This is a genomic window from Mesorhizobium sp. M7A.F.Ca.ET.027.03.2.1, from assembly GCF_003999175.1.
Lineage (GTDB): Bacteria > Pseudomonadota > Alphaproteobacteria > Rhizobiales > Rhizobiaceae > Mesorhizobium.
The window spans coordinates 1-11,742 of the sequence record NZ_RZOM01000062.1 but is presented as its reverse complement, the minus strand read 5'-3'; the positions used below and the strand labels follow the sequence as shown (position 1 = coordinate 11,742).

Genomic DNA, 11,742 nt, shown 5'->3' with positions numbered 1-11,742 from the left:
GTCGATACGAGCAGGATCTTCCTGGTCTTGATGCCGTTTGCCATTCTGTCAGCCTGTCAGGTCGATCGACCGTTGGATCAGTTGCCCGTGGGATCAATTGGTCGTGCTGGACTGCGACGCCTTGGCACCGGCCGCCTGATCGGGTGTGACAGCCGCGGCACTGCCTCGTTGGGCCGGCACCAGGAGCCTGGTGTTCTGGACCCCGTATTTCCAGGGATCGACCATCTGCATGACGGTGTTGGCGGCCTGCGCATTTCCGGCGCCGGCCGTCGGCCCTTCGCTGCGCACATAGTCGTCGCTGGTGCAGCCGGCGGCAAAGCCGGTCAGCAGCAAGGCGACGCTCGATCCAAAGACCAGACGCATGGCTTCAATCCTTCGGCAGGTCGAGGAAATGCCCAGCCGAAGCGGCCGCTGCAGGTTGAGTGACGCGGCCGTCTGCCAGCGCCACGGTGCGACCGGCATCGGAATCCTTCACTTCCTCGGTGTTGTTGAGAAAATAGTCGGCGTTGCTGGCCGGCTGCGTGCCATCTGTCGGCTCGATGAGCTTCTTCGACGGATCGACCGGCTTGACCAGATAGGGCGTCACGATGATGACGAGGTCGGTCTCGCGCCGCTGATAGGATTTCGAGGAAAACAGCGCCCCAAGCACCGGCATCTTGCCGAGGCCGGGAATGCGCGACGTGGTGATGTCGTTTTGCGACTGCAGCAGTCCAGCGATCATGAAGCTCTGGCCGTTCTTCAGGTCGACCGACGTCCTGGCACGGCGCACGATGAAGCCGGGAACCGAGATGGTGCCGATATTGTAGGAGGCCGATGCGTCGATCGAGGAGACTTCCGGCGCGATGTCCAGACTGACCAGCCCATCCTTGAGGACGGTCGGCGTGAAATCCAGGCTGACGCCGTATTTCTTGTAGCTGACCGAGATCTTGCCGTCGTCTTCGGAGACCGGGATCGGGAATTCGCCGCCGGCGAGAAAGCTCGCCGTCTGGCCGGACCGGGCGATCAGGTTCGGCTCGGCCAACCGACGGGCGAGACCGCGTTCCTCGAGCGCCTTGATAGCGATATCGATCGACACGCCGTTCGACAAAAGCCTGCCGATGATCTCGCCGGTGCCGGCGGCCGGCACTGTACCCGGATCGATCGAGACGTCGCGGCCACCGAGGCCGTAGGCAAAATTGGCGGCGTATTTGGCGCCCAGATCCTGACCCGCCTGGCGGTTGATCTCGACAAAGCGGACATTGAGCTGGACCTGCTGCGACGATGAGATGTTGACCGAGTTGATGACCTCCTCGGCGCCGGAAAAGCGCGTCGCGATCTTGTTTGCCTTTTCGGCGGCGACCGCGTCATCCGCCTCGCCCGACAGCACGACCCGGCCATTGGCCGATCCGACCTTGATCCTGGCATCCGGCACGCTGGCCCGAATGGTGCTGGCCAGCTGGTCTGTGTCGAGCGTCACCTCGATGTCGACGGTGCCGACAAGCTGCTTCTTCTCATCGAACAGCGCAATGCCGGTAGTGCCGAGATTGTTGCCGAGCACGTAGAAGGATTTGTCGGTCAGCGGATTGACGTTGGCGATCTCCGGGTCGCCGATGACGATCTGGTAGAAGGCGGCACTGGTCATGATCGTCTTCGGCTTGCCCTTGGCAACCTTGATCGACGCATTCTTGGTCGACGACACATAGACGATGTCGTTGTCAGCTCTCGCCGAGGCGCCGAAAGCCAGCATCGCGGCAGCAGCCAGCGAAGACGCGACAGCCACCGCACGCAAAATGCGCAACCGCCCCATGACCCGATATGTGAACAGCCCGAACATTGTCCCGTCCCTCACCCAGTCCCCACTGGCTTATTTCTGGTCCCGCGAAGGAACCTGGTATTCCTCGGCCTTCGTGCCGCGCGTTACGATGACCGTCTTGAACTTCGGTTTCTCCGGCTCCTTGGTGACGGCGTCGAACACCGAGCCGGCCGCGGCCTGCACATCCGAGGCGACCGATCCGCCGAAGGAGGAGATGGTGGTGACGCCGTTCTTGCCGTCACCGCCTTCGCTGGCGGACCGAAGCGACAGGGACAAGGTGCCGACGGTGCGGGCCAACGCCACTTTCTGCGCGCCGTCTGTCGTCACCTCTATAGTCACCGAATTGGAAATCTGCGGCGTCGTCTGGCGCTCGTCGGCGCCCTGCCCGACGCTCAGCACCTTGGCATCGGCGACGACGATCTCGGAGGTGATGGTCGAACCGGCGGCCCCTTGCGCATTCTTGGCCACTTCCTGAATTTCGCCGGCATCGCGCGTCAGCACCACGTCCACGCGGTCACCGGGCGTGACGAAGCCGCCGACACCGGCGATCTCATCGGTGCGGATGGTGACCGCCCGCATTCCAGGCGTCATCATGTTGGAGAGTGTCGCGCGGCCGTTCGGACCGGACAGCTTGGTCAGCAGCACCGGTTCGTTGACCTCGATCGGCGACAGCACCACGCGGCTGCCATCGGCAAGCAACGCATTGATGGTGGTGAAGGCGCCCTGCGGCACGGCCTCTTGCGACCACGGGATTTCGCTGAGCTGCGCGCGGTCGAGCGCCATGCCGTAGCGCAATGGGGCATTCGCCACCACGATGGTCTTGAACTCGACCTTCGGCACAACAAGTGCCGGGATCGACGACGTCTTCTCTTCGGAATCGGCCTCGGCCTGGCTTTTGACCCAGAAATCCGCGGCAAAGATCGAGATCGCCCCGAAAACGGCGGCGATGCCGATCATCGATATGGCCTTGCCCCTCACGCCTAAACCCCTGATATCAGCAGTTTCTTGTTTTGTTGGGCTCACGCTAGGCCGCATTGTTAAAGAATCAGGAATCTTGCGCGGCGGCATCGGACCTATTTCCGCCAGCTTGGTTATCGAATGGTTTTGGGTTAAGAGGGATCAGATCCCCGAACGGAACAGGAACCTCGGTCGCTTGGCGCTGAAAAGCGTGGCAGTATCGCGAGGTGATTCGCAGCACCGGACCCTATGGCAGGCATGGACGACAACAACGATCTCTTCGGCAATATGGACAAGCAGCCGCAGCCGGTTCGCACACCGGCGCGCCCGGCGGATCCGCTGGTGCAGGCCACCAAGCGTCCTGTCTCAATCAAGGATGGCAGCGAGGGCTATAGCGCTGCCGACATCGAGGTGCTGGAAGGGCTGGAGCCGGTGCGCCGCCGGCCAGGCATGTATATCGGCGGCACCGACGACAAGGCGATGCACCATCTGTTCGCCGAGGTCATCGACAATTCGATGGACGAGGCGGTAGCCGGCCATGCCACCTTCATCGATGTCGAGCTCTCGGCCGACGGCTATCTCGCCGTGACCGACAATGGCCGCGGCATCCCGATCGATCCGCACCCGAAGTTCAAGAAGCCGGCGCTCGAAGTGATCATGACGACGCTGCATTCGGGCGGCAAGTTCGACTCCAAGGTTTACGAGACATCAGGCGGCCTGCATGGCGTCGGCGTGTCCGTGGTCAACGCGCTGTCGGACCATCTCGAGGTCGAGGTCGCGCGGGGACGGCAACTGTATCGACAAAAATTCTCGCGCGGCGTTCCCGTGACCGGCCTGGAGCAACTGGGCGAAATCCACAACCGGCGCGGCACAAAGATCCGCTTCCACCCCGACGAGCAGATTTTCGGCAAGGGCGCGGCGTTCGAACCGGCGCGGCTCTACCGCATGACGCGCTCGAAAGCCTATCTGTTCGGCGGCGTCGAAATCCGCTGGACCTGCGATCCGTCGCTGATCAAGGAAAAGGACCAGACACCGGCCAAGGCTGAATTCCACTTTCCCGGAGGCCTGAAGGACTATCTCAAGGCGTCGCTGGGCGACGACTTCCAGGTGACGCGCGAGATTTTCGCTGGCAAGAGCGAGAAACAAGGCGGCCATGGCTCGCTCGAATGGGCGGTGACCTGGTTCGGCGGCGACGGCTTCATCAATTCCTACTGCAACACCATTCCGACCGGCGAAGGCGGCACCCACGAGGCCGGCTTCCGTAACGTGCTGACGCGGGGCCTGCGCGCCTATGCCGATCTCGTCGGCAACAAGCGCGCCTCGATCGTCACCTCCGAAGACGTGATGATCTCGGCGGCGGGCATGCTGTCGGTGTTCATCCGCGAGCCGGAATTCGTCGGCCAGACCAAGGACAGGCTGGCGACGATCGAGGCAATTCGAATTGTTGAGACCGCGATCCGCGATCCGTTCGACCATTGGCTGGCCGACAATCCGCAGGAAGCCTCGAAGCTGCTCGAATGGGTGATCGCGCGCGCCGACGAGCGGGTGCGCCGGCGCCAGGAAAAGGAAGTGTCGCGCAAGAGCGCGGTGCGCAAACTGCGGCTGCCGGGCAAGCTCGCCGACTGCACGCAGAATGCCGCGGCCGGTGCCGAACTGTTCATCGTCGAAGGTGACTCCGCCGGCGGCTCTGCCAAGCAGGCGCGCGACCGCGCCAGCCAGGCCGTCCTGCCGCTGCGTGGAAAAATCCTCAACGTCGCCAGCGCCGGCAACGACAAGCTGGCGGCCAACCAGCAGATTTCGGACCTGATCCAGGCGCTCGGCTGCGGTACGCGTTCGAAGTACCGCGATGAAGATCTGCGCTACGACCGCGTCATCATCATGACCGACGCAGACGTCGACGGCGCCCACATCGCCTCGCTGCTGATCACCTTCTTCTACCAGGAGATGCCGGCGCTGGTGCGCGGCGGCCACCTTTACCTCGCCGTGCCGCCGCTTTACTCGATCAGGCAAGGCGGCAAGGTCGCCTATGCCCGCGACGACGCGCACAAGGACGAGCTCCTGCGCACCGAATTCACCGGGCGCGGCAAGGTGGAACTCGGCCGCTTCAAGGGCCTGGGGGAGATGATGGCCGCCCAGCTCAAGGAAACCACCATGGACCCGAGGAAGCGCACGCTGCTCAGGGTCGATGTGAACGAAATCGATTCAGCCACCAAGGACAGGGTCGATGAACTGATGGGCACCAAGCCGGAAGCCCGTTTCCGCTTCATCCAGGAACGCGCCGAATTCGCCGCGGCGGAAGTGCTGGATATCTAGCCATCAGCCGGTTTAGCTTGCGCTTCTGATATGGAGACCAGCGTGTGATTGCGGCACGGCTGAAAGGCTATTTCGAAACCAGTTTGACCGACCTGACGCAACCGACGCGCTCGGACTGGATTTTCGCTCTTCGCACCGTTTCAGCCGGCCTGATCGCACTGCTGGCCGCCTACGCCCTAAAACTCGACCACCCGCAATGGGCCATGATGACGGTGTTCATCGTCGCCCAGCCGGTTGCCGGCATGGTGCTGGCGAAGGGCTTCTACCGGCTGCTCGGCACGCTGGTCGGCGGCGTCGCGGCGATCGGTATCACCACCGTATTCGGCACCAACCCCTGGGTGCTGGTGACGGTGCTTGCCGTCTGGATCGGCATCTGCACCTTCGTCTCGTCGCTGCTGCGCAATCCGGAAGCCTATGGCGCCGCGCTCGCCGGCTACACCGCAATGATCATCGGCCTGCCCGCCTTCGGACAGCCGCATCTCGTCGTCGACCTCGCGATCGCGCGATGTGCCGAGATCGTGCTTGGCATTGTCTGCGCCGGCCTGACCAGCCGCCTGATCCTGCCAAAACTGGCCAGCGACGCCATCGTCTCGCGCCTGAAACGCTGCATCCTCGATCTTGCCACCTATGCCGACGGTGCGTTCTCCGGCGGCGACCCGGCAACGCTGTCCGCGCTGCACCGGAAGCTGATCACTGATGCCCAGACGCTCGGCGAGATGCGCGCCTATGCCAGGCTCGAGGCGCCAAGCTTCGCGCCGCGCGCCCATCCGGTCCGGCGCACCATCGGACAGCTGCTCTCGGCCCTGTCGGCGGCACGCGCGCTGCATTCGCACGCCGCTCCGAAGAATGCGGCGCTCATTCCGGTACGCTCGGAACTGCAGTCGCTGGTCAGCGAGCTGGCGACCAAGCCCGGCGCGCTGAACGATACGGCGCTGTGGATGGCTCGGCTCGATGCGATTGCCGGAAACGCCCGGCAAATGCCCGATGCCTCGACCGAACAGGGCGACGACAGGGTCGGCACTATCACCCGCCTGACCATCGCCGCCGATTTCGCCGATGCGCTCAAGCAGGTGCTGCGCGGCCTCGACGCCTTGCGCGCGCCTGCCACGCGGTCGGCCAGGGGCAGCAGGCAGCCTGCGCTGGTGGTGCATCGCGATTACGCCGGCGCGTCGCGCAACGCCGTGCGCGCTGCCCTTGCCACGCTGCTGGTCGCGGCCTTCTGGTTGACGACGAAATGGTCGGAAGCGGCCGGTACGGTCATCCTCGTTGCTGTCGTATCGAGCCTGTTTGCTGCTCGCCCCGACCCTGTGCAGGTCGCCTGGGGTTTCTTCAAGGGAACGCTGCTCGCTTTGCCCTTTGCCTTTCTCGTCGGCCAGATCGCGCTGCCCGCTTTGCCGGGCTTCGGCTGGTTCATGCTGTTTGTCGTGCCCATCCTTGTACCGACGGCGCTGGCCATGGCCAATCCACGCTATGTCGGCGTGGCGACGGCCTTCGCCATCAACTTCCTCGCCTTCCTGAGCCCGCACCAGGCGATGACCTACGATCCCGTACCCTTCTTCGCCGGGTCGGCGTCGATCCTGGTCGGCATCCTGCTGGCGATCGGTGTCTTCATCGTCGTGCTGCCAGCCGATCCGTGGCTCGCGGCCAACCGCATCGTGCGCGCCATGCGCGAGGATCTGGCGCGGCTTTGCCTGCATGAGCGGGTGCCGAGGCGGTCGGCCTTCGAGAGCCTCGCCTACGACCGCATCAACCAGCTGATGCCGCTGGTGCAGAATGCCGGTCAGAAGGGCGATGCGGTTCTGGGCGGCGGAGTCGCCGCCGTCACCGTCGGCCTGGAGGTCCTTCGGCTGCGCGATGCAAGCCAAAGCCATGCCATTCCATCCGAGACCGCGCTTTCGATCGCCAACTTCCTGAGGGGACTGGCGCGCGAACTGCTTTTCCGCGCGCCCGGCGATCCACAGACCTCGACCGTCGCCGTCGCCCGGCAGTACGCAGCGAACATCGCCGAGCGAAACGGCACCGGCGAATTGCTACAAATCGCAGCATCGCTGCGCATCATTGCCGCGGCGATGGAGGATTTCCCGGACTTTTTCGCGAGGGATAAAGGCTAAGCCGCCGCTATCGCCAGTGCGTGGCCGCGTGCGTTCTCGCGCAGCGCGTCGAGATGGATCGACTTGACCAGCGTGGCAAGATCGCCTTCCGCGGACTGCCCGCCCTCCTCCTTGAGCATCAGCCAGCTGACCTCTTGCACACCGGCGACGCGCTTGCCGTTGGCAACCTCGCGCCAGATCTTCAGCGCACGCAGGATGATGGCATGGGTGACTGCGGCAAGTCCTGCGCTGCGGAACAGCGCCTGCAAGGCGACATCATGCCCGCCGGCAAGCAGCGCCCTTACCCTTTGTTCGGACTGCTGGCTGAGCGCGACCAGCGCCGAGCCGAAGAAATCGACCTTGCCATGCGCGATGGTGCGGATCAGAAAGCTCGCGGTAAGGTCGCCGCGCAGCCTGAGATGCTCGATCAGGGCCGCATGTTCTTCCTGGCGCGTGCCTTCTATCAGCGTCACCGAAGCCTTGACGCAGGCGTCGCGCATGACGCGGTCGGCTCGCGCCGCGCCCATCATCGCCATCACCAGTGGCGACGTTTTCAACATTTCGCCGAGCTTGACGAGCAGCATATGCCGACAGTCGGCCGGCAGCCTGATATCCGATATCAGCGCCTCGCGCACCAGCGGCAGGTGCCCATGCCGTTCGGCCATGCGGCGGAAGCTGAGCGAGGCGATGTCGGCGCCGCTGTTGGCGAGCAGCACCGCGCAGGCGTCCGCCTCGCCGATCTCGGCGATGGCCGCCGACAGCGCCATCGAGACGAGTGGCCGGTCGGCGATCAATTTCTGTGTCGCCTTCGGACTTGAGGCCACGCGGTTGATCAGGTCGGCGTCGGTGAGCAGCGGCGAGCGCGCCAGCACCACGCCGGCGACTTCCGGCTGGTCGGAGGCCAGCACGCTGATGATCTGCATTGGCGCTTGGTGGCTCATCGACAGCGCCTCGGCCATCGCCAGCCGCACCTTCGACGAGGCATCGTCGAGCAATAGCGTCAGCGCCGCCTCGGCGGCGCAACGGTCCTCGAAAGGCAATTCGGAATTGATATAGGCCCGGGCCAGAGCGCTCGCCGCCGCTGCACGCTCCGACACCCTGGCCGTGTAGATCCATTTCAGGAAATGCGAAACAACAACCATGCCCGCCTGCTTACGCCCCTTGTCAGAAGCTTCTGACCCCACTGACGACCGTAGGCAGAATTGGTTTACGAACCGTTCACCATGTTCATTAACTGGCTTGCGAGGCTGATTTGCAGCGCCTATCACCGTCAAGCACCTGAGGAGAAAGAAATGGCCGGGCTTTATCTCGAAGAGTTCGTTGTCGGCCATGTCTTCCAGCACACGCTGCGCAAGACCGTTACCGAAAGCGACAACATGCTGTTTTCGGTAATGACGCTGAACCCGCAGCCGCTGCATATCGACTTCGATTTCGCCGCCAAGAGCGAATGGGGCAAGCCGCTGGTCAACTCGCTGTTCACGCTCGGCTTGATGATCGGCATTTCGGTCAATGACATCACAGTCGGCACTACGGTCGCCAATCTCGGCATGAAGGAGACCGTGTTTCCGCATCCGGTCTTCCATGGCGACACCATCCGGGTCGAGACGACAGTCATCTCGGTGCGCGAATCCAGGTCGAAACCCGATCGCGGCATCGTCGAATTCGAGCATCGCGCCTACAACCAGCATGGCGATCTCGTCGCCAAATGCACCAGGCAAGCGATGATGCTGAAGAAGGCGATCTGACGCATGCGTTCGCTGCTGTTCGTCCCTGGCGATTCCCAGAGGAAACTGGAAAAAAGTTTTGGTGCCGGCGCCGACGTGATCATCGTCGACCTCGAAGATTCCGTGGCGCCGCACAACAAGGCGCTGGCGCGCGAGGTGGCGGCGCGCTTCATCCTGGAACGCAGGGCGCAAACCAGTTCAGCCATCTATGTCAGGGTCAACGACCTCACGACCGGCCTGACGGATGACGATCTGGTGGCGTTGGTGCCGGCACGACCCGACGGCATCATGCTGCCCAAGTCGAACAGCGGCCAGGATGTACAGCATCTGTCGGCAAAGCTCAGGGTGCGCGAGGCCGAAAATGATCTGGCCGACGGCGCAATCAAGATCCTGCCGATCATCACCGAAACGCCGGCAGGCGTGCTGGCGGCGGCGACCTATACCGGGACAAGTGCGCGGCTTGCCGGCCTCACCTGGGGCGCTGAAGACCTGTCGGCGGCGATCGGCGCGCGCAGCGCCCGCGACGAGCATGGCCGCTACACGGACGTGTTCCGACACGCTCGCACCATGACCATACTTGCCGCCGGTGCGGCGGAGGTCGAGGCGATCGACACCGTCTTCCCGAATTTTCGCGACATGGCGGCCTTCGAAGCGGAATGCACCGAGGCCGAGCGCGATGGCTTCACCGGCAAGATGGCGATCCACCCCGATCAGGTGCCGGTCATCAACGCCGCCTTCACGCCGTCGGCCGAGGCCGTGAGACAATCGGCAGCAATCGTCGCCGCGTTCGCGGCAGCGGGAAGTCCCGGCGTTGTCGGCATTGACGGCAAGATGTTCGATCGACCGCATCTGCGGCTAGCCGAGCGGCTTCTGGCGCGGGCAAAGGCGGCAGGTGTTTCCGCCTGAGCGCCTGCTACCAAACCAATGGGATCAGGCGGTAACGGACCCGGGCCACATAGTCGTCATAGCCGCGCAGGCCGGTGCGAAGCGTCTTCTCTTCAATGAAGGTGCGGATGGCCAGGAGAACGACGATCACGAGTACCGACGCCAGCCCCCACCAGGAACCAAGCAGAAGTGCAGTGCCGGCGAAGAAAAGGATGGCGCCAGCGTACATCGGATGGCGGACGTAGCTGTAAGGCCCCGTGGAGATCACACGTTGTCCGCGTTCATCCTGGATCTTCACCACGGGCGCCGCGAAACTGTTCTCCAGCATCGTCAGATAGCAGATCCAGATTCCGAGCAGCAGGACGAGCGCGCCGACCACCTGCACCCAGACGGGAACCACGGACCAGCCGAAACGGACGTCGAACCCCATGAATATCTGCGAACCAAAGATGGCGAACAGTCGTATGGACAGCAGGACCTTGTCGGCCGTGTCCTGATTCTTCTGGATGGGAGAACTCAGCCGCTCATTCATCAGGCCGGGATCGCGCCTTGCCAGCGCCACGCCCAAGGTGAGACTGAGCCCCACCATCCCCACCAGATAGACCCAGGCCCCCGGCCAGTGCAGTGTGCCGGCCGACAGGAAGAGCAAGGCGCCCATGGCGCCAAACCAGACGAATGTTTGGAGGACCAATTTCGCGATCATGATCGACCTTTCATGATATCCGCTCACTTGCACTGGCAATTTCAGACCATCGGTCTACCATACCGACCAGCGGTCTGTAATTCAAGCGAACTGTGCAGAAGGTTCATCATGCCCCGTGTCATCAAGCATCCAGAGTTCAGGCGAGAAGAGCTTCTGGACCATGCCCAGACCCTTTTCCTGACGCAGGGCTATGACAAAGCGAGCCTCAACGACGTGATTGCGTCCGCCGGCGTCTCGAAGGGCGCCTTCTATCACTACTTCCCCTCCAAGGAGGCTCTTCTGGAAGCATTGGCCGATCGCTTTGCAAGACAGGCACTGGCTGGGGTGCAAGACATAATCGACGATCCGGACCTAGACCCGCTTGGCCGCCTGAATGGCCTGCTCAGCCAGTCGCGGCGGGCAAAGATCGAGACCGCGCCCGAAGCTTGGACTCTTTTCGAGACGATGTTTCGGCCTGAGAATCTGGTGCTTTTCCACCGTATCAATCTGGCCGCCAGCGCGTCGTTTTCACCTCTGCTGGTCAAGATCATCAGGCAAGGGATCGAAGACGGCACTTTCAGGACCTTCGATCCGGAAGGTGTTGCCGACATCGTCATGCAGTTCGGCATGGCCACGCATGACGTCGTTGCCAAGGCAATTGCCGGCGGCAGCGACGCCGACATGGAGATCGCGATCGAGGCCCTGGAGAAACGCGTCAGGCTCTACGAGATCGCTCTCGACCGCATACTGGGCCTGCCCGATGGAAGCATCCGGATCGGCGAGCCCGGCTATGTGCGCACCGTCATGACGGCCAGGCGGCGAAAGAGTGCCGGCAAGGCGCTGGCCAAGCCTGATATCTAGTCCTTGTCCCAGCGCGGCCGGCGCATCGAAAACACCTCGTCGACGCTGGCATAATCCATATAGCCGAGACGGGCGACATTGCCGGCCTTGGTGATGTCGAACAGGCCGTCTGTCAGGAAGGCGTCGTCGATGTGCACGCCGACCACTTCACCGGCAACAATCACAGCGCGTGTCGGCGATCCGTCCAGCGCCTTTGGCCGAAAGACTTCCGTCACCCGGCATTCGAGCGCGGCCGGCGCTGCCGCCACGCGCGGCGGCGCCACCAGCCGAGACGGCGCCATGGCAAGATCGGCATAGACGAACTCGTTGACGCCGCGCGGTGCGTTGACCGATGTGCGGTTCATCTTCTCCGCGAGATCGCGGCCGACGAGATTGGCGACGAACTCGCCGGTTTCCTGGGCGAAGGAGGCGCTGTCCTTCTCGCCTTCGGAGGAGAAC

General features: G+C 63.3%; 11 protein-coding genes. 5 read left to right on the top strand and 6 right to left on the bottom strand.

What is annotated here, in order from left to right; genetic code table 11:
- Positions 1-93: 93 nt before the first annotated feature.
- From EN750_RS04940 to cpaB, 3 genes are read right to left on the bottom strand one after another with little or no spacing between them, the layout of a single operon-like run.
- Complete coding sequence (locus EN750_RS04940) at positions 94-363, bottom strand: hypothetical protein (protein WP_127269273.1); 270 nt, start codon at positions 361-363, stop codon at positions 94-96.
- 4 nt (positions 364-367) lie between these two features.
- The gene (locus EN750_RS04935; RefSeq protein WP_127395790.1) at positions 368-1,813 is read right to left on the bottom strand and encodes a type II and III secretion system protein family protein; all 1,446 of its coding nucleotides are present in this window, start codon (positions 1,811-1,813) and stop codon (positions 368-370) included.
- Positions 1,814-1,843: 30 nt separating this feature from the next.
- Positions 1,844-2,770 (bottom strand): Flp pilus assembly protein CpaB, encoded by a 927-nt coding sequence (cpaB, locus tag EN750_RS04930; protein ID WP_245481739.1) that lies wholly within the window; start codon positions 2,768-2,770, stop codon positions 1,844-1,846.
- A 237-nt stretch (positions 2,771-3,007) separates the two neighbouring features.
- Here cpaB and parE point away from each other — a divergent pair, with 237 nt between their 5' ends.
- Together parE and EN750_RS04920 are read left to right on the top strand one after the other, a co-directional pair.
- Entirely contained in the window at positions 3,008-5,062 is a 2,055-nt protein-coding gene (gene parE, locus EN750_RS04925; RefSeq protein WP_127395789.1) for a DNA topoisomerase IV subunit B, read from the top strand.
- A 44-nt stretch (positions 5,063-5,106) separates the two neighbouring features.
- Entirely contained in the window at positions 5,107-7,173 is a 2,067-nt protein-coding gene (locus EN750_RS04920; protein ID WP_127395788.1) for an FUSC family protein, read from the top strand.
- Here EN750_RS04920 and EN750_RS04915 read toward each other — a convergent pair.
- Entirely contained in the window at positions 7,170-8,294 is a 1,125-nt protein-coding gene (locus EN750_RS04915; RefSeq protein ID WP_127395787.1) for a DUF2336 domain-containing protein, read from the bottom strand. The genes EN750_RS04920 and EN750_RS04915 overlap by 4 nt on opposite strands.
- A 150-nt stretch (positions 8,295-8,444) precedes the next feature.
- On the opposite strand from EN750_RS04915, the gene EN750_RS04910 reads away from it, so the two are divergent.
- The gene (locus EN750_RS04910) at positions 8,445-8,897 is read left to right on the top strand and encodes a MaoC family dehydratase (protein WP_023810497.1); all 453 of its coding nucleotides are present in this window, start codon (positions 8,445-8,447) and stop codon (positions 8,895-8,897) included.
- Between the two features lie 3 nt (positions 8,898-8,900).
- A complete protein-coding gene (locus EN750_RS04905) occupies positions 8,901-9,782 on the top strand; it encodes a CoA ester lyase (RefSeq protein ID WP_127395786.1) in 882 nt (293 codons plus the stop codon).
- Positions 9,783-9,789: 7 nt separating this feature from the next.
- Here EN750_RS04905 and EN750_RS04900 read toward each other — a convergent pair whose 3' ends face one another.
- Positions 9,790-10,464, bottom strand: a complete 675-nt coding sequence (locus tag EN750_RS04900; RefSeq protein WP_127395785.1) for an isoprenylcysteine carboxylmethyltransferase family protein — start codon at positions 10,462-10,464, stop codon at positions 9,790-9,792.
- Between the two features lie 108 nt (positions 10,465-10,572).
- Here EN750_RS04900 and EN750_RS04895 point away from each other — a divergent pair, with 108 nt between their 5' ends.
- Complete coding sequence (locus EN750_RS04895; RefSeq protein ID WP_127379837.1) at positions 10,573-11,304, top strand: TetR/AcrR family transcriptional regulator; 732 nt, start codon at positions 10,573-10,575, stop codon at positions 11,302-11,304.
- Here EN750_RS04895 and EN750_RS04890 read toward each other — a convergent pair.
- On the bottom strand, positions 11,301-11,742 hold a 442-nt coding region (locus tag EN750_RS04890; protein ID WP_145967419.1), incomplete at its 5' end, for a flavin reductase family protein. The genes EN750_RS04895 and EN750_RS04890 overlap by 4 nt on opposite strands.

Coding starts and splice junctions, on each gene's coding strand:
- EN750_RS04940 (WP_127269273.1), bottom strand. CDS start 363: ATGCGTCTGGTCTTTGGATCGAGCGTCGCCTTGCTGCTGACCGGCTTT.
- EN750_RS04935 (WP_127395790.1), bottom strand. CDS start 1,813: ATGTTCGGGCTGTTCACATATCGGGTCATGGGGCGGTTGCGCATTTTG.
- parE (WP_127395789.1), top strand. CDS start 3,008: ATGGACGACAACAACGATCTCTTCGGCAATATGGACAAGCAGCCGCAG.
- EN750_RS04915 (WP_127395787.1), bottom strand. CDS start 8,294: ATGGTTGTTGTTTCGCATTTCCTGAAATGGATCTACACGGCCAGGGTG.
- EN750_RS04910 (WP_023810497.1), top strand. CDS start 8,445: ATGGCCGGGCTTTATCTCGAAGAGTTCGTTGTCGGCCATGTCTTCCAG.
- EN750_RS04905 (WP_127395786.1), top strand. CDS start 8,901: ATGCGTTCGCTGCTGTTCGTCCCTGGCGATTCCCAGAGGAAACTGGAA.
- EN750_RS04900 (WP_127395785.1), bottom strand. CDS start 10,464: ATGATCGCGAAATTGGTCCTCCAAACATTCGTCTGGTTTGGCGCCATG.
- EN750_RS04895 (WP_127379837.1), top strand. CDS start 10,573: ATGCCCCGTGTCATCAAGCATCCAGAGTTCAGGCGAGAAGAGCTTCTG.